Genomic DNA, 24,663 nt, shown 5'->3' with positions numbered 1-24,663 from the left:
GGACTGCACGCCATGCTGCTGGTGATTGCCACCTCTGCCGTGCTCCTGGATCTGATGCTCGGCGAGCCGCGGCGCGGACATCCGCTGGTGCTGTTCGGCAACTGGGCCCAACGTGTCGAAGCGCGCCTGCACCGCGACCGTCGCAGCGCCGGCATCCTGGCGTGGTGCGTGAGCGTGTTGCCGTTGACCTGTGTCGCTGCAGTGGTGCAATGGGGGCTGTGGTGCGTGTCGCCCTGGGCGGCGGCAGGGTTTGCCGCGATCACGCTGTATTCGGCGCTGGGCCTGCGTAGCCTGGGTGAACACGCGCAAGCGGTGATCGATGCGCTGCAAGTCACTGATCTGCCTGCCGCCCGCGCTGCAGTGGGCCGTATCGTCAGTCGCGATACGGCCGCACTGGACGCGACCCAGGTCGCTGCCGCAGCGACCGAGTCGGTACTGGAGAACGGCAGCGATGCCGTCTTCGCCGCGCTGGTCTGGGGCGTCGTGCTGGGCGCGCCGGGAGCGGTGTTGTATCGGCTATCCAATACGCTGGATGCGATGTGGGGCTATCGCACGCCGCGCTATGTCAACTTCGGCTGGGCTGCGGCGCGCATCGACGATGCGTTGAACTGGCTGCCGGCGCGGCTGACCGCAGCGACCTATGCGGTGCTGGGTCGCACCTGCGCGGGCATGCGCTGCGCCTGGCGGCAGGGACGTGGCTGGAAAAGCCCCAATGCCGGTCCCGTGATGGCAGCGGGTGCAGGCGCGCTGCATGTCCAACTGGGCGGGCCTGCGCCGTACCACAGCCATTGGCAGGCACGCCCCGCGCTGGGCGAGGGCGCGGCGGCAAGCGCAAATAGCGTGCAACGTGCGTTGCGGCTGGTGCGCGCCGGTGTCGCGTTCTGGCTGCTGCTGGGCGTGCTGGCAACTGCGCTGGCGATGCGATGATCGGCACGCGGATGGTCTGGTGCTTCACCAACATGCACCGGCGCACCGTGCACGACGGCGCAGGTAGCGCCGCGCCGCCACCGGGAGTGCGCAATGCTTGAACACGGCGGACGTCTACGCCGCGCTGCGCAGGCCTACAACATTCCGCTCGCGCAGTGGCTGGACCTGTCCACTGGCGTGAGCCCGTTTGCATGGCCAGTGCCCGCCATCCCGGAGCATGTGTGGCAGCGCTTGCCCGAAGACGACGATGGCCTGGCCGAACGCGCGGCTGCATATTACGGCGCGCCGCGGGTACTGCCGGTGGCCGGCTCGCAGGCGGCGATTCAGGCCTTGCCGCTGCTGCGCGCACCCAGCCGCGTCGGCGTGCTCACGCCTGGCTACGCCGAGCATGCGCAGGCATGGCAGCGTGCCGGACATCAGGTCGTGCCGATGAGCGCTGCGCAGTTGCTGCAAGCCGGTGAGACGTTGGATGTGATCGTGCTGATCCACCCCAATAACCCATGCGCCGACCGCTTCGATCCCGACACGCTGCTGCAGCTGCATGCGCGGCTTGCAGCACGCGGTGGGTGGCTGGTGATCGACGAGGCCTTCATGGATGCGACACCGCAACATAGCGTATGCGCCTTCACCCAACGGCCCGGTCTGGTCGTGCTGCGCTCGGTGGGCAAGTTCTTCGGCATGGCAGGCGCACGTGCGGGATTTGTCTGCGCAGATCGCGCATTGCTGGATGCAGTGCGCGAACGCTTGGGGCCGTGGACGCTCGGCGGCCCGGCACGCTGGGCCGTGCAACAGGTATTGGCCGATACGCCGTGGCAGTTGCAGGCATGTGCGCGCCTGCACGCGGCATCGCAGCGGCTTGCGCAGCTGTTGCATGCGCATTCGATCGTACTTACCGCAAGCACTGCATTCTTTCAGTGGTGTCGGCGCGAGGACGCCGCCACCTTGCACGTCGCGTTGGCGCAACGCGGCATTTTGACGCGGCTGTTCGACACACCGTCCAGTCTGCGCTTCGGCCTTCCCCCCGATGCCGCGGGCGAAGCGCGTCTGGATGCGGCCCTGCGGCAGGTGCTGGCATGAGCGCACGCGTGCTGATGGTGCAGGGCTGCACCTCCGATGCGGGCAAGAGCACGCTGGTGGCCGCGCTGTGCCGGTGGCTGCATCGCCAGGGCATTGCGGTGGCGCCATTCAAGCCGCAGAACATGGCGTTGAATTCGGCAGTGACGGTGGACGGTGGCGAAATCGGCCGCGCGCAGGCATTGCAGGCACAGGCATGCGGGCTGGATCCGCAGACCGATTTCAATCCGGTATTGCTCAAGCCCAACAGCGATACTGGTGCGCAGGTGATCGTGCACGGGCAGCCGGTCGCCACGCTGGATGCGGTGGGCTATCACGCCTACAAGGCAACCGCATTCAAGGCGGTATTGGCCTCGCATGAGCGCCTGGTCGAGCGCTTCGATGTGGTGCTGGTGGAAGGTGCCGGCAGCCCGGCCGAGATCAATCTGCGCGCCAACGACATCGCCAACATGGGGTATGCCGAAGCGGTGGATTGCGCCGTCATTCTGGTGGCCGACATCGACCGCGGCGGCGTGTTCGCCCATCTGGTCGGCACGCTGGCGTTGCTTTCGGCCAGCGAGCGCGCACGCGTTGCAGGTGTTGTGATCAATCGGTTTCGCGGCGATCTTGCGCTGCTTCAGCCCGGCCTGGAATGGCTGGAGCGCGAAACGGGCAAGCCGGTGCTCGGCGTCTTGCCGTATCTGCACGGCCTGCAGCTGGATGCCGAAGATGCGGTGCCGCGCAACGCGCCGCAGAAACCGCAGTCGCAATTGCGCGTGGTGGTGCCGGTGCTGCCGCGCATCAGCAATCACACCGACATCGACGCGTTGCTGGCGCATCCGCAAGTGGATGTGCGCTTGATCGGTCCTGGGCAGACGCCACCGCCGTGCGATCTGATCCTGCTGCCGGGCAGCAAATCCACCCGGCACGATCTGCAGTGGCTGCGCACGCATGGGTGGGACGCCGCCATCGCCCGTCACCTGCGCTATGGCGGAAAACTGCTTGGCATCTGCGGCGGACTGCAGATGCTGGGCACCCATCTCCACGACCCGGATGGGATCGAAGGCGCAGCGGGCAGCAGCCCCGGTCTTGGGTGGCTACCGCTGCAAACCACGCTGCAGCCGCACAAGCAATTGCATCGCGTGCACGGGCGCCTGCTGCTGGGCGATGCCGGTGTCAGCGGCTATGAAATTCACTGCGGCATCAGCAGCGGAGCTGCGCTGGCACGGCCATTGCTGCAGCTGGACGATGGGCGTACCGATGGCGCCATCTCCGACGATGGCCAGGTGCTCGGCACCTATGTGCATGGTGTGTTCGACCACCCGCAGGCACTGGCTGCATTGCTGGCATGGGCCGGTCTGGCGCAGGCCGCGCCACTGGATCTTGCCGCGCTACGCGAAGCCAGCCTGGAACGTCTGGCCGATGCGGTGCACACGCATCTGGATACCGCCGCACTGACACGCCTCATCAGCAGGGAGGCGGCATGCAGCACCTGATTCTTGGCGGCGCCCGTTCGGGCAAGAGCGCACTGGCCGAGCGCATCGCGGCAGCGTCCGGGCGCGCAGTGACCTACCTGGCTACAGCGCAAGCCTTCGATGAGGAAATGCACCGGCGCATTGCCCATCACCGCAGCCAACGCCCAGCGCATTGGCAGTGCGTGGAAGAGCCCATCGCGCTGGCGGCAAGCCTGCAGGCGCATGCCGCGCCGGATCGCTGCGTGCTGGTGGATTGCCTGACCCTGTGGCTGAGCAACCTGCTTGGTCACCCGGATGCGGACGTATTCGCGCGCGAGCGCGACGCACTGCTGGCAACGCTGCCGCAGTTGCCGGGGCAGATCCTGCTGGTCAGCAACGAAGTGGGGCAGGGCATCGTGCCGTTGGGTGAACTCACGCGTCGGTTTGTGGACGAGGCTGGCTGGCTGCATCAGGCATTGGCGCTACAGTGCGAGCGTGTGGTGTTGGTGGTGGCAGGGTTGCCGATGGTGTTGAAAGGAGAGCGCGTGTGAGGAGCGATTGGATCTTTGGTGCCTGCGCAGTGCCGGACGCGCGCATGCGCTCTGCCGCGCTTGCCCGGCAGGAACAGCTGACCAAGCCGCCCGGCGCGCTGGGCCGGCTGGAACACCTGGCGGTGCAGCTGGCAGCCTGGCAACGCACCGAACGGCCAGGAGCGCAGCGGGTCTGGATCGCGGTGTATGCCGCCGACCATGGCGTAGCGGCCGAAGGGGTCTCGGCATTTCCGCAGGCGGTCACCGGCGAGATGGTGCGCAATTTCGCACGCGGTGGCGCCGCCATTGCGGTACTGGCGCGCGAGCTGGGCGCGCGGCTGGAAGTGGTGAATCTGGGCGTGGTCAACGACCCCGGCGACCTGCCGCGGGTGCGGCGTGCCTGGATTGCGCCTAGCAGCGCCAATATCTGCGAACAGCCGGCGATGACGGCCACCCAATTGCGCGATGCGATCGCCGCCGGTGCCGACAGCATCGCGCAGGCCAGGAGCTGCGATACCCAGCTATTTGTCGGCGGCGAGATGGGCATCGGCAACACCACCTCTGCCGCGGCGCTGGCTTGCGCCTTGCTGTCGCAGTTCCCGCAGGCGATGGCCGGTGCAGGCACCGGCCTGGATGCCGAAGGCATCGCGCACAAGGCCACCGTGATCACGCGTGCGCTGGCCTTGCATGCCGATGCATCGAGCCCGCTGGAGCGTCTGCGTCGGCTGGGCGGATTCGAAATCGCTGCCCTCGTCGGCGCCTATATCGCCGCCGCGCAGGCCGGCATCCCGGTGCTGGTGGATGGCTTCATCACCACGGCGGCGGCACTGGTGGCCACGCGCCTGAATCCCGGCGTGCGCGAGTGGTTGTTGTTCGGGCATCGCTCGCAGGAGCGTGGGCATGCGGCACTGCTGCGTGCGCTGGATGCCGAGCCCTTGCTGCAACTGGATCTGCGTCTGGGCGAAGCCAGCGGCGCGGCGGTGGCGATTCCGCTACTGCGCAGCGCCTGCGCCTTGCACAACGGCATGGCGACCTTCGCCGAAGCCGGGGTGTCGGACGCATGAGCGCGCAGATCACCTTGTTGCGGCATGGCGACACGGGGCAACGCAGTTATCGCGGCCAGCTCGACGACCCGCTCACCGAGCTGGGCTGGCAGCAATTACGTGCGGCCACTGCCGATGGCGTGTGGGACGCAGTCGTGACATCCACGTTGCAGCGCTGCGCTTTGTTCGCCACCGAGCTCGCCCAAGCGCGTGCCATGCCGCTGCAGCTGGACCCGCGCCTGCGCGAATATCACTTTGGCCGCTGGCAGGGCGTGCCGGTGGCGGATATCGACCGCGACGACGGCGAGGCGCTCGGCCGGTTCTGGGCCGACCCGGTAGGCCACCCGCCACCGCAAGCCGAACCGTTCGCAGACTTCTGTGCACGCTTGTCTGCGGCACTGGACGACATCGTGGCGCGCTATCCGGCGCAACGCGTGCTGGTGGTCACCCACGGCGGCGCCATCCGTGCCTTGCAGTGCCTGGTTGCCGGTAATGGTTTCGGCCGAATGACCGAACTGGCAGTGCCGCATGCGTCCCTGCATCCGCTGGCCTGGCCGCCAACCGACGCGGCTGGCGCCTTTGGGTCGCCGGTTTCATCCACTGCATTGCCACCGGCGCACGACACAGAATGATCGACGGGTTGCTGGCGGCGATCGGGTTTCTGACCCGTATTCCGGTGCCCGCCCGGGTGTTCACGCGCGCAGGCGCGCAGGCGCGCTCGCTTTGCTGGTACCCGCTGGTGGGCGTGTTGCTCGGTGGGGTGGTGTGCGGGTTGGCCTGGTGCCTGCGCGAGGTAGCGCCGTTGCTCGGCGCAGCGCTGCTGTTGAGCGCCTGGGTGTGGCTGACTGGCGCGTTGCATCTGGACGGCCTGGCCGACACGACCGATGCCTGGGTTGGCGGCACGGGCGAGCGCGCACGCACACTGGCGATCATGAAGGACCCCACCAGCGGCCCGATGGCAGTCACCGCAGTGGTGCTAGTGTTGCTGCTCAAATGCGCCGCATTGGCCAGCCTGCTGGCGCAGGCGCCGACCACGCTATGGCTGGCGCCGCTACTGGCGCGCAGCGCGCTGGTTGCCGCGTTCCTGAGCACCTCGTATGTGCGCGCTGTCGGGCTGGGCAGCGCGCTGTCGGGCGCCCCGCGGGCAGGCCTGTGGCTGGCGCTGAGCGCCGGCATCGCGGTGTGCAGCGTTGCCGGGCTGGCGACCGCGGCGTTGTGCGTCGGCATCGCCGCACTGGTGTTCGCACTCTGGCGCCGCGCCTGCCTGCAGCGCCTGGGCGGCATGACCGGCGATACCTGCGGCGCATTGGTAGAACTGACCGAAACGGCCGTGCTGGTGACGCTGGCGCTGTGGTCGGCTTGACCAGGCAGGCGCTGCAGCTGACGCAATCGTCCTCCCGACTGATGACCCCAGCCCGCGCATCGTCTGTGCCTGCGTAGCGCCCGTGGGCGCTGCGACCAACGGCATCCGTCAGCGTGCGTCATCTGCTGAGTTCTCCGGCGCAGGTGCAACGCCAGCGTCGCTCGTGGCTTCCCGGCACTCAGAGAAGTCCCTCGCTTGGTCTACAAGCCTAACGAGGGCGTTCCGCAACAAGGCTTAGCATTTCTGACGTCGCTGCAGCACAATCGACCTGGAAGCGCCAGGTTACGGCAGAAGCTTCAAAATTGCGTACTCAAATTTTGAGAACGTCTTGATATCAGTAACATACGTGCGCGGTAGAGCGCGAGTTTGTAGAACGGGTGAGGAAGCGCTCATGACACGACAAATCACAAAACTCGTAATCGGTGCGGGCATGATGGTCATCGCAACGCAAGTCGGGGCCAGCGAGTTTCTGATCGATATGCAAGGTGCAGCCGGAAATCGTGTCAACGTCTACGCCAGTGACGCAATTATGGACCACACACCGATCAATGATGATCTCGCAAATCCTGACTCAAACCGGGTCATTCAGATTGATTTGACGATGGTCTATGAAGCGGTCGACCAACCCCTATGGTTGGAATATCAACTTCAGTTCAAATGCCCCAAGTCGATTCGGCGCGGCCGTGGCGCACCCAAGCACAAGGCTGATTCAACCGGCATGTTGGACACGCCGGATTCCGTGGAATTCCGGGTGGCCAGTGGCGCAAAGACCATGAAACAGGATCCGGCGATCATTGATCTCCAGCCCACCGTTTGGCAAAGCACGACCAGCTACACGATGCGACAGGCATGGAATGTAGCCTGCAACAGTGCCAGCATTGGCGATGCCAAACAAGCTGCGGCGGTCGATCGTGTGGTTAAGTCCGATGCATTGCGAGCGAAACTGGCAGCCATTGGCTTGAATGGACTGGAACTGGTCCCCGCCGGACTGTCGATGAGTTCGCTTGCCGATTTTACCTGGGAAACGCTGTGGTCTGACGTGCCGAAGCCCGCGATCAATCGCGGCCGCAAGCTGACGCCAGCAGAATCGGCAGCGCTCACGGCAAAATTGACCCAAATGCAGCAACAAGTAACCGAAGCGCAGGGAAAGTTGCAGGGCAAGGTGGCGACGATGGACGCCAATCTGGATTTTATTCGGGCCGCCGCTGAATACCGTGGAAAAAGGCGTTTATCGCGTAGTGAATCGCTCCTGATCCAGGTGTGGGCGGGTAAGACCGAGCAAGAGGTCGTCGCCGCGAACGGCAACCCCGCTGTCCGTCAGGCCGGGATCGCGCGGACGCTCTCTTATGGGCAGGCCTTTGACAATCGCGTCATGTGGCAGAATCTTGTGACCGGCGCGACTTACACTGGCGGCGGTTATAAAAGTTGCAACGTCCGCTATGTGCTGATCCCGGACAGCGCCGGGATGCTGAGGGTTGCCGATGTGAATATCTTCGTTGACACAAGTGGCGACACAAGCGGGATGGGTCGCGCCTGCACCGACATCTTGAACGTGCCAAACGGCTGAAATCATGGTCTATTTTCGAGCCGCGCTCATGCAAGCCGAAAGCTGGCGATACGCCAGCTGCAACTGGACAACTTTTGACCGGAACACCTCTTTCCCCTGAAGCTGGATGGCGAGCTCATTACTGTCCGGCTTTTCCTCCAGCGATTTCTGCACGTCGATGGTCAGCAACAACGCCCCACTGCTCTGGCCAGGCATGCTCACATGGGCGGCCTGAACATTCTGCGTAGGGTGGTTGGTAGATGACAACGTGATCGGAGCGATCTCGGGCTTTGTCACCGGGGGGATTGCCTTGCTGATGAACCAAAGACTGCCATGACCCTTTCTCGCCATCCCAGCGTCGGCGGGACCGCGAAACGACAAGGTGGAATCTGGCGTGATGAAATTAACCGAGCAGTGGTAACCGGTGTTGACGGGTTCGCGTACCAGCACCCAATTGCCCTCAATCCCTTTGTAGAAGGATTCGCTAAACATCGGCTTGTCTGGATCCGCGCCCCCGAGCAACTCAGGGGCGACTTGAGCAACGCAGGGGCTAGTCCATGCCATGGTGACTACTAAGCCGATCAGCCAATTCTTCATCTAAAATCGTTCTCCATTCGTTGGTCCTTGACATACGGTTTCTTGCAATTCTCGTCGTGACCCTATGCAAGCGGCTACGGGCCATAGCTTAGCCTTCCAGGATTGCAGTGGGGGTTCTACCCCGTTTTCACGGACACTGACAAGAAGGTCGATCCAGACCATGATGCGTATGCATGTCAAAGCCTAGGAAGTTCAGTACCGAGTTCAAGCGCGGTGCGGTTGAGCAACGGTTCCGAGCGCGCAGCTTCCAGCATTCGGTGCCATTCCCTACGCTTGGCAGGCGGTGAGCGACAGCCAGGCCAAATCTTCCGGGAGCAGCTCGCGACCTTCCGGGAGTGATCAGGCGATCACCGAGGAATTAGGACCGGACCGAGCGCCGGTCAGATCTCGAGTCGAACTCAATCATGCCGCGATCTCATCCTTGGCCGGGGTCCGAGGGCGCAGGCAATAGCCGGGCCAGAAGCCAACTGATGGATGGTGCGCCGGCAATTGCTGCCGGCCCGGGGGTAATGCTGCCTGGCGGCAGCTAAAACCGCTAGAAGTTGCAGAAATCGCACCAAACGCGACATGTTGCTCGTCATTGACATGCAAGAAGCTGGAATTTGAGAGGTCTGGTGGGTCATTCAGACCATCCCTAGGAGAATTGCCACTGGGCAACGATCCGCTTGGCTAACTTCCACGAAATTTCTGCACAGCTACTTCGAGTCAACGCAGGAAATTGCGGCAACAGCACATCTGCCTGTGAGCCTGCTGACGTAGGCCCAAGCGTTGTTCGTCCGCAATCGGTAAGTCAATGCCCCTCCGTTAGAAACACCATCTGCGGTGCCGGATGCATCAGAAAGCGCTGGTGCGAAATATTCCACGCATAGGCGCCCGCTAGCGGGAAGGCCAGGCAATCGCCAGGCGCCAGCGCGGCGACATGCTGGTCGCGTGCCAGCACATCCTTGGGCGTGCATAACTGGCCGACCAGGGTCACCGGGGTATCGCGCAACACTGGAGCACGCTCACCGCGCAATACACGGAACGGATGATCGTGGCCTTGCGCGGCCGGCGTACGAAAGTGATGCGTGCCACCGCGGGCGATCGCAAACCAGGCGCCGTGGCTGCGTTTGAGATCGAGCACCTCCATCAGGTACCAGCCGCAGCTGGCGCTGACGTAACGGCCCGGCTCCAGCCGCAGGCGCAGGTCCGTAGCGTGTTCGCGCAGCAAGGCAGGCAGCCCGGCGCAGAAGCCAGCCCAGTCGAACGACGCTTCCGGTGCCAGATAATCCACACCGAAGCCGCCACCGGCGTTTACCCGCAGTGGGCCAAGCGCATAGGCCTGCCGCCATTGCTGCACGGTGCGCAGGTAGGCGGCGACCAGATGCAGCTGCGCGGTGGCGTCGCGTTGATGCGACATCAGATGGAAATGAAAGCCTGCCAGGCGCAGCGATGGGCTCGCCTGCAGTCGCTGCATCGCTGCATGCAGATCGCACGGATCCAGACCGAACGGCGAGGGTTGCCCGCCCATCATCAAGCGCGTGCTTTGCGCGCCGGGCACGGCGATATTCATGCGCAGAAACACCGGCACGCAGCGGCCGGCGTGCGAAGCGACCTCCGCCAGCCGTTCGAGTTCGCTCAGGCTTTCCACATGCACGGTGCAGTCGGGCAGGGCGGCTGCCTGGGCGAGCTCGGTGTCGAGTTTTCCCGGTCCGCCAAACAGCAAGGGCGCCTGTGGTTGCTGCGCATGCAGCCAGGCCAGCTCGCCACCGGAGGCGGCCTCGAAGCCGTCCACATGGGGTGCCAGCGTGCGCAGGATCGGTGGCTCTGCATTGGCCTTGGCCGCATAGAACAGTTCGCACTGCGCCGGCAACTGCGCACGCATCCAGGCCGCGTGCGTGTCCAATGCGGCCAGATCGTAGACATACGCGCAGATCGGACCATCGCAGCGTTCGCGCACCCGCGGCAAGGCAGCAAGCATTGCCGCGGTATCGATCTGCAGGCTCACGCCGCCACCTGCCGCTGCGCCGCGGTGCGAGGGATGGGATTGGGCAGCGCGGTGTAGTCGGATTGGCGATCGGCACGCTGCCATAGACGGGTACCCAGATTGTTCTTGCCCGGCAGTGGTGCGCCGTCGAGCAGGCCTTGCAGCGCCGCTTGCGCGCCATGGCGTTGTTGCCAGCGCAGTGCGATCTCGCCCACGCATCGCCATAGCCGCGCTTGGAGTGCGGCATCGCCTTCGCCGAGATGAAAGATCGCCTCGGCCAGATTGTTGACCAGCGCGCAATACGCTACCCGGTTCCAGCCCTGTTCTGGCGTGTAGTACAGCGATTGGCGTGCGCGTTCGCCGACGCCGCGCAGGCGCGCGGCCGGCCAGTGATGGGCGAGCAGCTTGGTGCCTTCCAGGTCGCGGACCCACACCCGCGTCGGCCAGCCGTCGGCAAAACCGATCACGGTGTTTTGCAGATGCGGCTCCAGCGCGATGCCGTGCTGGAACAGCGCGCTCCACACTCCGTCCAGCAGTAGTCCGGCATAGGCGCGGAACCACAGCAGCGTTGCGGTTCGGTGGTCCATCTGCGCACTGCCAAGCGCCCGCAGGCGCGCGGCGCACACGCTATCGCCCTGCGCATCACAGGTGAACAAGGCCGCAGCCACCTGCGGTTGCCAGCGTGCACGTTGCGCGGCGGGAATGCCTTGCCGGTACAGAATGCCGAAGCTCTCCGACAAGGCACGCGCAGCCAGCGGGTCGGCGGCATGCAATGCGGGATCGACCGAGGCCACATCCAATGAAGTCGCCGCCGGCTCCAGCATCACATCGAAACCCGGCACCTGTGTGGCCAAGGCACGCCAGCTCGGTGCCAGCAGTTCGGTGAGCGCAACCGCACTCTCCAGTTCGTACCATGCGTTCTTGCGCACGCAGTTGGTGAGCCGCACATGCACCGAACACTTGAGGAAATACGCGAGTTCCGGGTGATACAGCGTGCGGACCGACGAGGTCGGCCGCAGTGCATCGCCCAACGGGCCGACCGGCGCGATCAGGCCGCGCGCCTGCAAGCTGCGCAGCAAGGGGGCGTCGAGCAGCCGCTGCGCTTCCCAGGGGTGGCAGGGGTAAAGATCGTCGCTGCCGCAGAGCTGCCTCAGTGTCGCGCGCACGTCGCGTCCCTGTGTGCGTAGCAGGCGCGGGTCGATGCGGAACCAGAACAGCTGGAACGCCGCGCGCGCTTCCGGTGCGCAGGCCAGCACCTGATCCAGATCCACGCCCTCGCGGCTCTTGGGCGTGGGGTGCAACGCATGCCCCCAGAGCATCGATTGTTCGGCGTCGATCATCGCCTCGCCGGTGGCGGCGGTGACCTGCGCCTGGCGCAATAACGCAGCGGTGACGGCCACGCTGTTGGCGCTTTGCGCCAGCAGCTCCGGGTTGATGGCCTGCGCGCTGCCCAAGGCCTGCAGCAGGCAGCGCGCCAGCGCTTGCGCATCCAGGCTATGCCACGGTTTGCCGGCGCTCTTGAGAAACGGCGCGGAGGCGAAACGGCAGCGGCCCAGGCGATCGGCATAGGCGATACGCACGCACAGCGCACCGCTCTCGCCCAGGTCGATGCGCAGCCAGCGTTGTTCTGCCACGCGTGGGCCGGGCCGATCCAGTCCGCGATAGTCGAACTGCACCGCATGCTGCGGAATCGCGAATTCGCGCAGATAGCAGTTCAACCAGCAGCTGCAGGCCTGCGCGTCGGCCATGCTGTCGTACCAGGGGTCATGCATCGTGTGCGGCGACATCGGCAGTTCTCCTCGAAGGGAAGCGCACCAGGACGGTGAGTGCAGCAGCGGCCGCGGCCAGCGCGGCAGCCAGGAAAGGGGTGGCGGGGCCGGACGCCTGTGCCAATGCGCCGGCAGCGGCACCGGCGAACACACCGGCCCATTTGCCGCAGGCATCGAAGCGGCCGAACAGGCGCCCGGCGCTATGCCCGCTGGCGATGTGCGCCAAGCTGCGGTTGAGCCCACGCAGCCCGAACAGCATGCCGAAGCCGAACAACAGCCGCGCTGCTGCCAGTGCGAGCGCATCGTGCAACAGCGCCTGCCACACGCAGGCCGCCGCGAACAACGCCAGGCCCGGTACCAGCCACGCCTCGCCATCGCCGCGTCGCCACCACGGCAGCACCACCAGATACACCAGATGCGGCAGGCTGTAGAGCAGGCCGGCAAGCGCATCGTGGCCGGCGCCGCGCGCGAGCGCGTACGGGATGAAATACGGGAACGTCACCACCATCGCGAAGCAGAACAAGAACTGGGCGAGCAGCAGGGCTGGCCACGAGGTCGCGGCAACGGTGCGCGGCGATGCAGGCGATGAAGCGGCGTGCTTCAAGGACGTAGCAGGTGTGCCGGCAGCGGGTTCTCGCGCAGCAGGCTGATCGGCCGGCAGGCGCCACGTCAACGCAAACGCAATCAATGGCAGCAACGCCAGTGCGCGATACAGCGATTGCGCAGGGCCCAGCGCCAGTGCCAGGCCCAGCAGTGCAGGTGCACTCACCATGGCAAGCCGGGCCGAATACTGTGTCCAGTCCAACGCACGCGCCAACGGGCCGGCCTGCGGCTGGCTGGCCAGATACGCATTTGCCGCCGCCAGCGAACCGCCACAGGTGCCCTGTACGATCAGGCCGATCACCAGCCAGGTCAGCGACGGCGCGAAGCCGGCAATCGCAAAGCCCAGCGCCAGGCCCAGTTGTGCGCGCAGCAGCGAACGCTTGCGTCCATTGCGGTCCGCCCAACGCCCCCAGGTGCTTGCCGTCAGCGCGGTGCAAAGCGTGGGCAATACATACAGCACGCCGCTCCAGCCCACGGCGGCCGACGGTGCGAGTTCGGCCAAGACCTGCGGCAGAAACAGCGGCATGCCCAGCGCCGTGAATGCCGCCAGATAATGCGCAGCCAGTACCGGACCCAGGATGCGCCTCATCGCGGCGCGCCCGCTTGCCTGCGCGGCGGATGTCGCGCATCGGCGAACGCATCGCCGAACGGATTGGGCGCGCTGTCGCCGTAGAACTTGTTGATGTCGGTGGCGCCGGTGAGCTGCTTGCTGAGCAGGCTGCCGGCGCTGAGCAGGTACTTCACCGGCAGCCGTGGCGTGGCCAACAGGCGGCGTGCGGGGCCGATATCGATGCCGTCGCCTTCCAGTTGCGCCAGCGTTGCAGCGACCTGGGCCTGCAACTGCGCGTACAGCGGCGCGCGGAGCGCGGGCTGCCATTCGGCCAGGCCTTCCAGCACCGCCTGCAGATCCAGCTGCAGCACGATCGTGCAGAACATCTGCGCCAACGCCTGTGGATCGTCTACCGCAATACGCGCATCCTGCAGCGAGCCCAGTGCATCCACCTCCGGCAGTGCTTCCCGCAATTGCGGCAGCGCAATCCGCGCAGCGTCGTTGTCCTTCATCAACAGGCGCGTGGCTTGGCCATCGGCATACACCATCACGCTGTTCTGCTGATTGGCTTCCAGTGCAACGCCATAACGCAGCCACAGGCGCAGATGCACGGCAAGCAGCAGCTCGGTGTAGTCGCGCCACCAGCGCAGCACGTCGCCATGCGCAAAACGTTCGGCAAGATGGATCGCCATCGGGCGGCCATCGGGCATGGGCGCGCATAACGCAGCCACCGGGACCAATGTGGCATCGTCCAGCGCTGGGTAACGCCGCACCAGATAGGCAAGATGCCGCGTCTGCCCGACATGCCCCCCGTGCGACTCGTCGACGAACACGCAACGGTCTTGCAGTGCAGGGTCGACCGCATCGATGTGCCGCAATGCGCGCTCCATCCAGTGCCCGTCATACAACGTGGACGGCTTGATCAGACGCAGGTTGAGCGCGCCCAGCGTGCGCATCGGAATGGGCAATTTGAGATGCAGGTGCGGATGCTGCAGCGGCACCAGCGTGCGCACCGATAGCGTTGGGCGCACGTCCAGCCAGGCGCTCGGCGCTCGATGCACGCCCTCGGGCAGCGCGAAGCCTTCCTGCTCCAAGCGCTCCCAGACCATTGGATGCACCGGCCAGGCGAGATGCGTGGCGGTCAGTTCCGGCGGTAGACCCAGGTTTTCGAACTGCGGCCATAGCGCGGCCGGCGGGGCGCTGGTGCATTGCGCCAACGCCTGTGGAATCGCCAGCCAACGCAACGCAAAGGTCGGCGCGAATTCCGGCGCGTAATGGCGCAGTTCGGCCGCATCCAGCCCGGACTTGGCACGCGCGGTGGGATAGAACGGATGGTCGCGGTAGCTGGCCAGCTGATCGCAGCGGTAGGCACGCTCGGCGGCATCGGGGTGATGCAGCGCATTACGCAACGCCGGTGCCTGCGCGTGGTAGGCCTGCCGCGCCAGCCCGCGGTGCGCAGCGGCGCAGTCGGCTTCGTCGGCGTAGGCACGATGCAGCTGTTGCGTTTCGCTATCGAGCTCTGCACTCAGGCGTTGCAACCAGGCATGTGCACCACGTTCGACGTGCACGCCGTCGCTGTTGCGCACAATCCAGCTGTCGCCGCAGGCCCCGACGTCCTGCAGCGCGCCTTGACGATGGATCGGCAGCCAGATCGTGCCGCCGGGCAGGTGGGCGATGCGCCACCAGCCCTGCACGGGGATGGGGTCGGTCCACTGCGCCAGCACCTCGGCCTCCGGTACCGCCGCACTGCCGCGGGTCGCAATCCCGCGCAGGTCTTCGCGCAGGCAGGCATCGATGATGCGGGTGGCGATGTAGCGTTGGTCGGCCATGCTGCTCATGCGCGCAATTCCGCGCCATCGATGCGCCACTTCAGCCCCGCTTCGGCCTGCACCACTGCGTGTTGCAGTGTCTGCGCATCGCGTGCCAACGCGCTCAGCACGCCCAGATAATCCTTGTTGGAATGGCTCAGGCGGATGCGCTCGCCCGGTGTGCGCATCCGCCGGTACTGCACGTCGCTGTGCGCATCGTGCCGGCGGTGGTCTTCGCTGGCGGCGACCAGTTCGCCGTCGTGTTCGGCCACGTAGTAGCGCAGCAAGGCATGTGCATGGGCACTGCGTAGCTGTGGCAACGGCAGGCCCAGATGCGGGGCCAGCGCCGCGTTGAACCATTGTTTGGCAAACATCTCGTCAAGCAGGAATTCGCGGCGGTCGCCGATGCTGCGGTAATTGATCTCCACCAGCACCGGCCCGTCGCCGGTGAGAATGAATTCGCTATGGCACAGCCCGAAGCCGACACCGAACGCGCGCAGTTGTTGCAGCGCCTGCGCGATCACCGGTGTGTCCACGTCGGCATCCCACTGCGCTTCGCATTCGACGAAATGCGGTGGCGGCGACAACCGCACCTTGAAGCCGCCGACGGCTTGCAGGCGCTTGCCGTCGCCCAGCGTTTCCAGCGTAAACAGCGCACCTTCCAGCATGCTTTCCAGCAGCACGGTGCGCTGCGGATGGCGCTGCCATACATCGTCCAGGTAGGCCTGCAATTGCGCCGCATCGGCGCAATAGCGCACATCCAGGCTCGCCACGCCTTCGCGAGGTTTGGCCACCACAGGCCATGGAATCTGTGCCGGCAACGCCGCACCCGGCGCCAGCGTGCAAAACCATGGGCAGGGCAGCCCATGCGCACGCAAGCGTTGGCGCATCGCGGCCTTGTTCTTGGCGGCGTAGCACACCTGCCAGTCCTTGCCCGGCAGGCCAAGCGCTGCGGCCACCAGCGCGGTGCTGGTCTGCAGGTGGTCGCTATTGCTGAACACCGCGCGCGGGGCGATGTCTGCATCGTGCAATACGTCGAGGACGCCAAGCGGATTGAACACGTCGCATTCGATCACCCGCTGCGGTGCATGGCTCGGATGCTCGCGGAAATAAGCCAGGTGGTCGAGCCGGTGGTCGGTCAGCAACCACACCGGCAGGTCCAGCGCGTGCGCGGCCGGCAGGAAACCTTCGGTGATGGCCGTATGGCAGACATGGGTGAGGATCACCAACGGTGCAGCGGATGTCGCAATCATGGCAGCTCTCGTTCGACAGGACGGTGGGGAAAACCGGTACTGAAACGGGCTGCCTGGCGCCATGGCGGCGGTGGGTGGCCTGCGATACGTCGATCGCATGCCGCGTGCTGCGGCAATGATGCGTGCCTCATGCACGCCGTGTTGTCTTGGCGCTCGTCAGTACGACCGCCGTCGCTTCACGCGCAACCTACGCCTGTGCATTGGTCGTGTGCAGCGCTAGCTACGTGATGCAGGTTTAAAACGTGTACTCCAGTCCGGCAGTGACGGTGCGCGCAGGCGCGGCCTGACGCCCCCAGGGGCTGGTGTCCACGCCACGGAACCAGTAGTGCCGGTCGAACAGGTTGTTGATCGCCAACGATGCACTGAACTTCTGTCCATCGCGTTCGAACAAGGTATGGCTCACTTGCGTGTTCCAGACCATGTAGGCCGGCAACTGACCCACCGACGCGATGGCGTTCTCTTGCACGGTGTTGGCCGCGTCGCTGAAGGCCTTGCTGAAGTAATAGCCGGAAAGCGCGACAGTGGTGTGACCGAGCGCGTACGTGCCGCCCAGCGTGATCTGGTTGCGCGAGGTGTAAGGCACGCGCAAGCCACGGAATGCGCCCGATTCCTGGCTGGCATCCAGATAGGCATAACTGGCGTTGAGGGTGAGCGCACGCAGTTGCTCAGGGCTCCACTGCAGTTCCAGCTCGCCACCTTGATGGCGGGTCCTGCCCAGGTTGCGAAACACGCGCGTGGTGTTGTCGAGTTGAATCTGTTGGTCGAAATCGATGAGATACCCACCCAACTGGATGCGTGTGCGCTCGTTGGGTTGATAGCGCGCGCCGGCCTCGTAATTCCATGCCAGCTCGGCATCCAGGTTGTTGCCGAAGATGATCTGTGTGACCTGCGGCGCGCGCATCGAGCGCTGCCCGTCGGCGTAGAAGAACCACTGCTCAGTTGCCTGGAAGCCCAACGTCAGCCCGGGCAAGACATCGCGCGTTTGGTTGAGCGTGCTGACGCCAGTGGCGCGATTGAAATAACGCGAATCCAGCCGCTCGTAGCGTAGGCCTGGCGTGATCGTCACGCGCTCGTCCGGTAGGGTGATGGCGTTGCTGATGTATGCGGCCAACGCACGGTCTTCGAACTGCCAATCGCGCACGGTGGTGAATAGCCCGTCGCGCAGACGCAGATTGCCCACCAGAAAATCGATGTCCTCGCGCACTGCGCGCACCCCGGCAGTCCATTGCTGACGCACGCCACCGGCATCGCCCATGCTCCAGCTCAGCCGTGGCTCGCTGCCGACCACGCGGAAGTCGCGCGGTGCGGTCTGGCGCAGTTGCGGCGGCAAGTCCGAGCGCCACGTCTCGGTGGAGGCCTGGCGCATGCCGACAATGAAATTGCGACTGCTGCGTGCACTGAAGTTGCTCCAATCCAGGCGCACGTCCTGCATCGGTCCCCAATCGCCCAGCAGCTGTTCGTAGCTCAGCGACGCACGTGTGGTGCGGCCGTTGAAGCTGTCCAGCGGGCGGGTGGACTGGCGCGGGTCGCGCCGATAATCATCCGGGCTCAGCGCGCCGGCCAGATCCATGTCGACCAGATACCGCTGCACGCTGGCCTTGAGCAGCTTGGTGTCGTCCAGCCACCATTCGGCACGTACGCGCAGATTGCTGATGTCGGTGTCGCTATGCGCGCGCCAGTACTCGCCATAGGTGCGATTGGCATCGATCTGCATCCCGAAATGATCGGTGAGATATCCACCGCTGCTGAGCGCACTGTCCTGCAGGAACTGGCCCTCGCCGCCGGCGGTGACCTTGTGCGCCAGCGTGGTGCTCCACGCGCTCGGGATCTCCTTGCTGACCAGGTTGATCACCCCGCCCACGTTGTTCGGTCCGTATTGCACGGCCGCACCGCCACGCACGATGTCGATGCGGTCGATCTGGTTCAACCCCACCGGGAACAACGACAGGCTGGTTTGCCCATACGGGGCCAACGCCAATGGAATGCCGTCTTCGAGCACCTGCACGCGACCGCTGCGGCTTTCGTACAGGCCGCGCAGCATCAGCTGCGGCAGCGCGCCGGTGCCGGTTTCGTCGAAGATCTTGATGCCCGGCACGCGTTGCAGAGCATCGTCCAGCGAACGGTTGCCGCCATTGCGCAACTGCTCGCGGTCGATCACCTGGCGGCTGCCGGCGTAACGCTGCACATCGTCGGGTTTGGAGCGCCCGAGCAGGCTGCCCTGCACCTGGATCGCATCCAGCGCGCGAATCGGCGTACCGCCAACGCTCGCATCGAGCGCATCGGTCGTCGGCGTATCGCTTGCGCGCGTCAGCTGCGGCAGCGTCAGCGTGCTCGCCGCGATCGCGATGGCCAGGGCGTGGAAACGGAACGTCGACATCTACGGCGTGCTCCTGCAGGCGGGAGGTGAATGGGGGACGGCAAGGCTGGCCAAATGGCCGCGCAAGGCGCGTTGGATCAGCGCGCGGTCTTCGCCGGCCAGCAGCCAGCGCAGCTCCGGCTGTTGCAGCCAGTGCGCACGTTGCGCGTCGGTGCGCGGGTTGGGGCAGAACGGGACGTTTGCAGCAAGGCACTGCGCGTGCAATTGCAGCAGCAATTCCCACACCTGCGGGTGGGTGGGCTGCGGGCCCAGACCAAGATCCAGCGCCAGATCCAGCGCACCTTCCATCACCAGGGCCACGCCGGGGGTGGCAAGAATCTCCGGCAGGGCAGCCACGCCGGCGGCGCTTTCGATCATCGGCACGAGACGGATGTTCGCATTGGCCTGCGCGATGTAGGTGGGCAGATCGACAGTGCCGAAGCCGGTGACACGGCCGCCGGTGATGCCGCGCCGGCCCAGCGGCGGGAAGCGCGCCGCGGCGATGGCGTCGCCGATCTGCGCCGCAGACTCGGTACGCGGAATCACGATCCCGCGCGCGCCGGCATCCAGCACCCGGCCAATCAGTTTTTCGTCCACTTCCGGCACGCGCACCCAGGCCTCGCAACCCGACAACTCGCAGGCGCGGATCGCATGTTCCAGCGTGTCGGGCGCACGCAACACATGCTCCAGATCGAGCACCACAAAGCCATAGCCGATGCGACCCAGCAATTCGCAGAGCTGCACGCTTGGCACTGCATTGAGGATGCCGACTGCAACCGCCATGGAAGAGGCCGCCAAGGAAACGGGCGCTCATCCTGCGCTTAATGGGAATGATTATCAAGTGTGTCTGGCGGTCTTTTTGGGTAACCACTGCGGCTTGATTCCGATGGGTTAGCTTGGAGCCTGTAGACAGTCATCCCACACACCCGGAGCGTTGCTGCGCACTTTGGAACCGTTCAACAGCACGTGTCTTACGCCGAACCCAATGTTGTTGCTGCCCAGGAAACGCCGTAGCCTTGAGAAACAAGGCGTTTATCGGCCAACCACTATGTACCGCACTTCAGCCGCGCTGCTATACATCTCTCTGACGATTTCGCTGTGCGCATGCGGAGCAAAGGAGACCACGATGCAATCCAGGGACGCGCAGGCGCGCGACGAAGACGGCGATCCGATCTATCGGAAGAACCCGCATCCGAAGCAAGCCTATCGGATCACGATGACGATTGAGAATGCGCCAGGGCCGTTTGGTTTCGTGGACGGCGCTACTTTTTATCAGATGTCTGATCATCAGCAATGCACTCCGATCGAGCCGATTGCCGGGGTTTGGTCCAAGCAGAAAGAAGACAGTGTTCCCGCAGTCTTCAAAAAAATCGACGAGACGACCTACGTAGCGACAATTTTTGCAGATGGCATGATTGATGCGGATTATTACGGAAAGGGAGTTTGCCACTGGGAGTTGACTGGTGTCGGCATGTCGCTAAAAGCGACTGGAAAACATGAGGAGACTGACTTTGCGCCTAGTTTGGAGAAAGAGCAGGTTCTGCAGTCGGCCTCAAAGAAAACTTACTTTTGGAGAGGCGGGTATCCAAAAAGTGGCATCGAGGACTTCCCGGATACAGGGAAACCATCTGCCGAGAATTACGCTGAGCCAAACCGAAGAAATCTGTTTGTTGTGACTCTCAAAGCAGAGAAGGTTTCTCCATGAGCCTAACCAGTCAGCAATACGCAGCGCTTGCGTATGACGCATACCAGAAGCCAGATCGGGTGGGACCGAGAAGCCCCATCGTAGATATTGGTGGTGTTCCTTGCAGGCACCTGGACTATATAGACAGGCCTTCAGGTTATCAGGGTGTAATCTATGAGAGGGCCGACACAGGTGAAATGGTAGTTGTCCACCGAGGAAGCGAGTTTGATCGCCAGCCCTTACTGGACGGTGTACTGGCCGATGGTGGGATGGTCGCGACTCGCCACAATGCGCAGGTAGCAGACGCCATCACGTTTACGCAGCGCGCCTTGAAATATGCAGAGCAGAAGCATCTCAGTACCGGTCTACCAATCCCCGATGTGACGGTTTCAGGCCACTCGCTCGGTGGCAATTTGGCACAAGTTACTGCGCATCACTTCGGCCTTAAGGGGCAGACCTTCGACGCCTACGGCGCGGTCAGTCTGGATCGGCGGATACCGGAAGGCGGCAGCGATGTGATCAATCACGTCGTGGCCGGCGATGCAGTCAGCGCCGCAAGCCGGCATTATGGTCAAGTCAAGGTCTATGCCACACCGCAGGAAATTGCTGTCTTAAAGGCCGCTGATTACGCCAACGACCCCGATGCCTTGGATGCGCGTGATCCGGTGTCTGCGGCTGTCAAGCTGGGTGAATCGCATCGCATGCATAACTTCCTGCCAGTCGATGGGGCCGGCAAAGCGGATACCTCCGTCTTGGAAGACCCTTCAACGCAGCAGCTCGCTCGGCAGTACGCGCCGATGATCGAGAAGTATCGCGGCGACATCGAGACGCTACGGTCCGGCTTGACGGTGTACTCGCGTGGAATCCCTGGGCTGGCCCGCGATGGGTTCGATCACCTGCGCGGTCCGTTGGAACCGGGAGCAGGGCGTCGGGAGATGGATGCGCCGACCTGGCAGCAGCAGATGCAGCAACTTCAGCAAGACCGCGAGCGCAGCCATGCGCCACAGACCTGGCAGGTGCCGCTCAAGCAGGATGCGCAGGAAGTGCGTGCGGCGTCGCCGACACACGGCGGCAAGCCGTCCTCATTGCAGGAGGACCACAGCGCATTTCTGGACCGCATGTTGGCCGCCGCGCAGAACGGTGATCGTGATCAGTTCCGTCAGATGACACAGGCCCTGGCCAACGAGCCGCCTGGCCGCGCCTTGCGCGCCGAGGCTGTCGAGGCGGTGAATCAGCAGGAACAGCAGGCGGCCCAGCAGGCGATGCAAGCGCAGCGGCAACAGGCCGAGCTGCAACAGCAAGAAACCATGCGCATCGGCGCGCGCAGTCTGTAGTGTTATCACCAGCAGGGCAGGACGCACGATGCACACACAAGACCCGATGGAGCTGGTCAGCAAGGCCGCTGCCTTGATGGAGCAGTTCGAGCGTCGCTGCGCCGAATTGGAACAACTGCAACGCCGGCTTGCGCAGCAGTTGGAGCAAGTGGCCCAGTCGCTGCCAACCGTGGTCACCCGTTCGGCCGAGCAGACACTGCAGCGCGTGCCCGACACCTTGATTCGAAGCATCCAGCAGGGAATGGACCAACCCGTCGCCGGCTTCGAGAAGCGGCTACAGCAAGCCGGCGGTTTGATCGGCGAGGGCGCGCAGTCGCTGGCTGATCAACTCAAGCGTATCGAACGTGGGCAGCGCCTGCTGCTATGGAAAGGCGCTGCGGTTGTCCTGGGAAGCTTGCTGCTGTTGCTGGGCGGTGGTGGATGGTTGTTGGGCCAGTACCGCCAGCAGATCCGCGACACTCAGTTGCGTGCGGAGTTGCTGCGCGCCTACAACGCTGCGGACGTGACGTTGTGTGGCGGGCAGTTATGCGCCAATGTGGACACCAAGGGCGCGGCCTATGGCGATCGTCGCCAGTATCGGTTCGTCAAGCCACGCTGAGGTCGGCGGCAACTCGGTTGCATCGCCCGTGACAACCACGATGCGGCTACGATCCGGGGAAAATCACCCTGAAATGCGTAGAGCGGCATGCGTATGCGTCTTGCCACCGGGCGGTGGTGGCGTGGACGGTCACCGGCATCACGACGCCGGCACGTTCAATGCGCGGTACGGCGGGGTGGACATGACCATTTCGGCCAGCGAATAAGCCAGTTCGCGCTCGGCCAGTACCGCGCCGTCGGCGCCATGTTCGAGCAGATGCTTGACCTCGGCGTCGCTGTGGGCGCGCGCCAGCAGTGTCAGCGAGGGGTTGATGACGCGCAGCTTGGCCAGTGCTTCGCCGGCTTCCAGCGGCTGCGGAATGGCCAGGATCGCGATCTTGGCGTGCTCCGGGCGCGCCTCGGCCAGCACGCGGTCCGCTGCCGCGCTGCCCCGGATGCCGGGAATACCGGCCGCATGCGCCTTGGCGACGTGGTCGCCGTTGTCGTCGATCACCAGCACCGGCACGCCACGGCTGCGCAGCAATTGCGCCAGCGAACTTCCGACGCGGCCGTAGCCGATCACGATGGCATGCCCATCGGCCGGCAACGCTGGGCCGGGCGGCAGTTCCGGTTCCACGGCGGCGGGCGCGTCCTGCGCCTGCTTGGCCTGCCAGCGGTCCAGCCACGAGAACAGGAACGGGTTGGCCACGATCGACAGCAGCGCGCCGGCCAGGATCAGGTCGCGGCCGGTTTCCGGCAGGATCGCCAGTTGCACGCCCAGGCCGGCCAGGATGAAGGAAAACTCGCCAATCTGCGCCAGGCTGGTGGAAATGGTGAGCGCCGTGCCGGTGGGGTGGCCGAACGCGCGCACGATCAGAAATGCCGCCAGCGACTTGCCCACGGTGATGGTCAGGAAGGTCGCCAGGACCTGCCACGGGTGCGCGATCAGGATCATCGGGTCGAACAACATGCCCACCGATACGAAGAACAACACCGCAAATGCATCGCGCAGTGGCAGCGAATCGTTGGCGGCCTTATGGCTGAGTTCCGATTCCTTGAGCAGCATGCCGGCGAAGAACGCGCCGAGCGCGAACGACACGCCAAACAACGTGGCCGACACGAATGCCACGCCCAGCGCGATGCCGAGCACGGCCAGGGTGAACAGTTCGCGCGAGCCGGTTGCCGCCACTTTTTCCAACGACCAGGGAATCACGCGCCGGCCGATGACCAGCATCGCCGCGACGAACGCCACCATCTTGAGCAAGGTCACGCCCAGCGCGGCCAGCAGCGAGGGCGATTGCGCATCGTGCGCCGCCGCTGGTGCGCCGGTACCGAGCACATCCGCCAGCGCCGGAAGCAACACCAATGCCAGCACCATCACCAGGTCTTCGACGATCAGCCAGCCCACCGCGATGCGGCCGCGCTGGGTGTCCAGCAAACGGCGTTCTTCCAGGGCGCGCAACAGCACCACCGTACTGGCCACCGACAACGCCAGGCCGAACACCAAGCCGTGAATCAGCGACCAGCCCATGCTCCACGCCAGCGCCCAGCCGAGCAAAGTGGCCACCACGATTTGCGCCAATGCGCCGGGCACCGCGATCCACTTCACTTCCATCAAATCGTCGAGCGAAAAATGCAGCCCCACGCCGAACATCAGCAACATCACACCCAGTTCGGACAGCTGGTTGGCGATGGTCTGGTCGGCCACGAATCCCGGCGTAAACGGCCCCACGCACACGCCGGCCAGCAGATAGCCGACCAGCGGCGAGAGCTTCACCTTCTGCGCGAGCGTGCCAAGAATGAAGGCGACCGCGAGGCCGACGGCGATGATGTCGATGAGGCTGGTGTCGTGATGCATTCCAATCCGTTGTGAGAGTGTCCGGGAGATCGTCGAAGTCGACCAGCCAACGGCACTGCGCCGGGCGTCGCCTGCGGGCATTGCGTGGTCATGGCTGGAGTCCGGCAGGGGGAACTGGACCGCAAGACAGGTCCGGTTGGCCGGATGCCCATAGTACACAGCGCATGATTAACGCGATGCGACACGTGGCGCATGCGCGCAAACAGAGACATGCATCAGGCGCCGCGCGTAAACCGCCGTGGCCCATGCCTACGTCTGCGAGCCGAGACGCACGGCGCAAGTCCGGCACGCCGACTCAACATTGACGACACCGCTTCGCGCTTGCGCAAGGCCGGGGAGCGACGCGTGCAGATAATCCGGGCATCCCGTAGAGCACCTGCGTCCTTCGGCAGG

20 protein-coding genes are annotated in these 24,663 nt (G+C 64.7%); 11 read left to right on the top strand and 9 right to left on the bottom strand.

Annotated elements, in window-relative coordinates; translation table 11 throughout:
* The first annotated feature begins 12 nt into the window (after window positions 1–12).
* The 8 genes from cbiB to AMD14_RS16540 all read left to right on the top strand — a co-directional run bounded on the left by cbiB (window position 13) and on the right by AMD14_RS16540 (window position 7,937).
* On the top strand, window positions 13–927 hold the full coding sequence (gene cbiB, locus AMD14_RS16575; protein WP_011052094.1) for an adenosylcobinamide-phosphate synthase CbiB: 915 nt from the start codon (window positions 13–15) through the stop codon (window positions 925–927).
* 93 nt (window positions 928–1,020) lie between these two features.
* Window positions 1,021–2,004 carry a threonine-phosphate decarboxylase CobD gene (gene cobD, locus AMD14_RS16570; RefSeq protein WP_011052093.1) on the top strand — a complete coding sequence of 328 codons (984 nt, stop codon included), beginning with the start codon at window positions 1,021–1,023 and terminating at the stop codon, window positions 2,002–2,004.
* Window positions 2,001–3,476, top strand: coding sequence for a cobyric acid synthase (locus AMD14_RS16565; RefSeq protein ID WP_011052092.1), 1,476 nt, complete (start codon window positions 2,001–2,003; stop codon window positions 3,474–3,476). The genes cobD and AMD14_RS16565 overlap by 4 nt, the downstream gene beginning before the upstream one ends.
* Window positions 3,464–3,985, top strand: a complete 522-nt coding sequence (gene cobU, locus AMD14_RS16560; protein ID WP_005921413.1) for a bifunctional adenosylcobinamide kinase/adenosylcobinamide-phosphate guanylyltransferase — start codon at window positions 3,464–3,466, stop codon at window positions 3,983–3,985. Before AMD14_RS16565 ends, cobU begins: the two co-directional genes overlap by 13 nt.
* Window positions 3,982–5,028, top strand: coding sequence for a nicotinate-nucleotide--dimethylbenzimidazole phosphoribosyltransferase (gene cobT, locus AMD14_RS16555; RefSeq protein ID WP_011052091.1), 1,047 nt, complete (start codon window positions 3,982–3,984; stop codon window positions 5,026–5,028). The genes cobU and cobT overlap by 4 nt, the downstream gene beginning before the upstream one ends.
* Window positions 5,025–5,639, top strand: coding sequence for a histidine phosphatase family protein (locus AMD14_RS16550; RefSeq protein ID WP_011052090.1), 615 nt, complete (start codon window positions 5,025–5,027; stop codon window positions 5,637–5,639). Before cobT ends, AMD14_RS16550 begins: the two co-directional genes overlap by 4 nt.
* Complete coding sequence (locus tag AMD14_RS16545; protein ID WP_011052089.1) at window positions 5,636–6,370, top strand: adenosylcobinamide-GDP ribazoletransferase; 735 nt, start codon at window positions 5,636–5,638, stop codon at window positions 6,368–6,370. The genes AMD14_RS16550 and AMD14_RS16545 overlap by 4 nt, the downstream gene beginning before the upstream one ends.
* 430 nt (window positions 6,371–6,800) lie before the next feature.
* Window positions 6,801–7,937: a hypothetical protein gene (locus AMD14_RS16540; RefSeq protein ID WP_040107787.1), complete on the top strand. Its 1,137-nt coding sequence runs from the start codon at window positions 6,801–6,803 to the stop codon at window positions 7,935–7,937.
* Between the two features lie 9 nt (window positions 7,938–7,946).
* Here AMD14_RS16540 and AMD14_RS16535 read toward each other — a convergent pair whose 3' ends face one another.
* From AMD14_RS16535 to AMD14_RS16500, 8 genes are all read right to left on the bottom strand, one after another.
* Window positions 7,947–8,513 (bottom strand): hypothetical protein, encoded by a 567-nt coding sequence (locus AMD14_RS16535; RefSeq protein ID WP_015463501.1) that lies wholly within the window; start codon window positions 8,511–8,513, stop codon window positions 7,947–7,949.
* A 790-nt stretch (window positions 8,514–9,303) separates the two neighbouring features.
* Window positions 9,304–10,500 carry a type III PLP-dependent enzyme gene (locus AMD14_RS16530; protein ID WP_011052086.1) on the bottom strand — a complete coding sequence of 399 codons (1,197 nt, stop codon included), beginning with the start codon at window positions 10,498–10,500 and terminating at the stop codon, window positions 9,304–9,306.
* Window positions 10,497–12,266: an IucA/IucC family protein gene (locus AMD14_RS16525; RefSeq protein ID WP_011052085.1), complete on the bottom strand. Its 1,770-nt coding sequence runs from the start codon at window positions 12,264–12,266 to the stop codon at window positions 10,497–10,499. Before AMD14_RS16525 ends, AMD14_RS16530 begins: the two co-directional genes overlap by 4 nt.
* A complete protein-coding gene (locus tag AMD14_RS16520) occupies window positions 12,244–13,440 on the bottom strand; it encodes an MFS transporter (protein WP_011052084.1) in 1,197 nt (398 codons plus the stop codon). Before AMD14_RS16520 ends, AMD14_RS16525 begins: the two co-directional genes overlap by 23 nt.
* Entirely contained in the window at window positions 13,437–15,239 is a 1,803-nt protein-coding gene (locus AMD14_RS16515) for an IucA/IucC family protein (protein WP_011052083.1), read from the bottom strand. The genes AMD14_RS16520 and AMD14_RS16515 overlap by 4 nt, the downstream gene beginning before the upstream one ends.
* Window positions 15,236–16,462, bottom strand: coding sequence for an ATP-grasp domain-containing protein (locus tag AMD14_RS16510; protein ID WP_015463500.1), 1,227 nt, complete (start codon window positions 16,460–16,462; stop codon window positions 15,236–15,238). The genes AMD14_RS16515 and AMD14_RS16510 overlap by 4 nt, the downstream gene beginning before the upstream one ends.
* Before the next feature lie 235 nt (window positions 16,463–16,697).
* Window positions 16,698–18,839 (bottom strand): TonB-dependent receptor family protein, encoded by a 2,142-nt coding sequence (locus tag AMD14_RS16505; protein WP_011052081.1) that lies wholly within the window; start codon window positions 18,837–18,839, stop codon window positions 16,698–16,700.
* Entirely contained in the window at window positions 18,840–19,601 is a 762-nt protein-coding gene (locus AMD14_RS16500) for an HpcH/HpaI aldolase family protein (protein ID WP_005913611.1), read from the bottom strand.
* Window positions 19,602–19,944: 343 nt separating this feature from the next.
* On the opposite strand from AMD14_RS16500, the gene AMD14_RS16495 reads away from it, so the two are divergent.
* From AMD14_RS16495 to AMD14_RS16485, 3 genes are read left to right on the top strand one after another with little or no spacing between them, the layout of a single operon-like run.
* A complete protein-coding gene (locus tag AMD14_RS16495; protein WP_011052079.1) occupies window positions 19,945–20,523 on the top strand; it encodes a hypothetical protein in 579 nt (192 codons plus the stop codon).
* Window positions 20,520–21,836 carry a DUF6792 domain-containing protein gene (locus AMD14_RS16490; RefSeq protein ID WP_011052078.1) on the top strand — a complete coding sequence of 439 codons (1,317 nt, stop codon included), beginning with the start codon at window positions 20,520–20,522 and terminating at the stop codon, window positions 21,834–21,836. Before AMD14_RS16495 ends, AMD14_RS16490 begins: the two co-directional genes overlap by 4 nt.
* 28 nt (window positions 21,837–21,864) lie before the next feature.
* Window positions 21,865–22,434 carry a hypothetical protein gene (locus tag AMD14_RS16485; RefSeq protein WP_015463499.1) on the top strand — a complete coding sequence of 190 codons (570 nt, stop codon included), beginning with the start codon at window positions 21,865–21,867 and terminating at the stop codon, window positions 22,432–22,434.
* 138 nt (window positions 22,435–22,572) lie between these two features.
* On the opposite strand, the gene ybaL is transcribed toward AMD14_RS16485, so the two are convergent.
* Window positions 22,573–24,270 (bottom strand): YbaL family putative K(+) efflux transporter, encoded by a 1,698-nt coding sequence (gene ybaL, locus AMD14_RS16480; protein ID WP_005913620.1) that lies wholly within the window; start codon window positions 24,268–24,270, stop codon window positions 22,573–22,575.
* Between the last annotated feature and the right edge of the window lie 393 nt (window positions 24,271–24,663).

Source organism: Xanthomonas citri pv. citri, from assembly GCF_000961215.1.
GTDB classification, from domain to species: domain Bacteria; phylum Pseudomonadota; class Gammaproteobacteria; order Xanthomonadales; family Xanthomonadaceae; genus Xanthomonas; species Xanthomonas cissicola.
This window is presented reverse-complemented; position numbering and strand designations above follow the sequence as displayed.

Excerpts from the sequence above, each read along its gene's own strand:
- AMD14_RS16510 (WP_015463500.1), bottom strand. The coding sequence starts at position 16,462 with ATGATTGCGACATCCGCTGCACCGTTGGTGATCCTCACCCATGTCTGC.
- cobD (WP_011052093.1), top strand. The coding sequence starts at position 1,021 with ATGCTTGAACACGGCGGACGTCTACGCCGCGCTGCGCAGGCCTACAAC.
- AMD14_RS16515 (WP_011052083.1), bottom strand. The coding sequence starts at position 15,239 with ATGAGCAGCATGGCCGACCAACGCTACATCGCCACCCGCATCATCGAT.
- ybaL (WP_005913620.1), bottom strand. The coding sequence starts at position 24,270 with ATGCATCACGACACCAGCCTCATCGACATCATCGCCGTCGGCCTCGCG.
- AMD14_RS16535 (WP_015463501.1), bottom strand. The coding sequence starts at position 8,513 with ATGAAGAATTGGCTGATCGGCTTAGTAGTCACCATGGCATGGACTAGC.
- cobU (WP_005921413.1), top strand. The coding sequence starts at position 3,464 with ATGCAGCACCTGATTCTTGGCGGCGCCCGTTCGGGCAAGAGCGCACTG.
- AMD14_RS16500 (WP_005913611.1), bottom strand. The coding sequence starts at position 19,601 with ATGGCGGTTGCAGTCGGCATCCTCAATGCAGTGCCAAGCGTGCAGCTC.
- AMD14_RS16505 (WP_011052081.1), bottom strand. The coding sequence starts at position 18,839 with ATGTCGACGTTCCGTTTCCACGCCCTGGCCATCGCGATCGCGGCGAGC.
- AMD14_RS16550 (WP_011052090.1), top strand. The coding sequence starts at position 5,025 with ATGAGCGCGCAGATCACCTTGTTGCGGCATGGCGACACGGGGCAACGC.
- AMD14_RS16490 (WP_011052078.1), top strand. The coding sequence starts at position 20,520 with ATGAGCCTAACCAGTCAGCAATACGCAGCGCTTGCGTATGACGCATAC.
- AMD14_RS16520 (WP_011052084.1), bottom strand. The coding sequence starts at position 13,440 with ATGAGGCGCATCCTGGGTCCGGTACTGGCTGCGCATTATCTGGCGGCA.
- AMD14_RS16525 (WP_011052085.1), bottom strand. The coding sequence starts at position 12,266 with ATGTCGCCGCACACGATGCATGACCCCTGGTACGACAGCATGGCCGAC.
- AMD14_RS16485 (WP_015463499.1), top strand. The coding sequence starts at position 21,865 with ATGCACACACAAGACCCGATGGAGCTGGTCAGCAAGGCCGCTGCCTTG.
- AMD14_RS16540 (WP_040107787.1), top strand. The coding sequence starts at position 6,801 with ATGATGGTCATCGCAACGCAAGTCGGGGCCAGCGAGTTTCTGATCGAT.
- AMD14_RS16545 (WP_011052089.1), top strand. The coding sequence starts at position 5,636 with ATGATCGACGGGTTGCTGGCGGCGATCGGGTTTCTGACCCGTATTCCG.
- cbiB (WP_011052094.1), top strand. The coding sequence starts at position 13 with ATGCTGCTGGTGATTGCCACCTCTGCCGTGCTCCTGGATCTGATGCTC.
- AMD14_RS16565 (WP_011052092.1), top strand. The coding sequence starts at position 2,001 with ATGAGCGCACGCGTGCTGATGGTGCAGGGCTGCACCTCCGATGCGGGC.
- AMD14_RS16495 (WP_011052079.1), top strand. The coding sequence starts at position 19,945 with ATGCAATCCAGGGACGCGCAGGCGCGCGACGAAGACGGCGATCCGATC.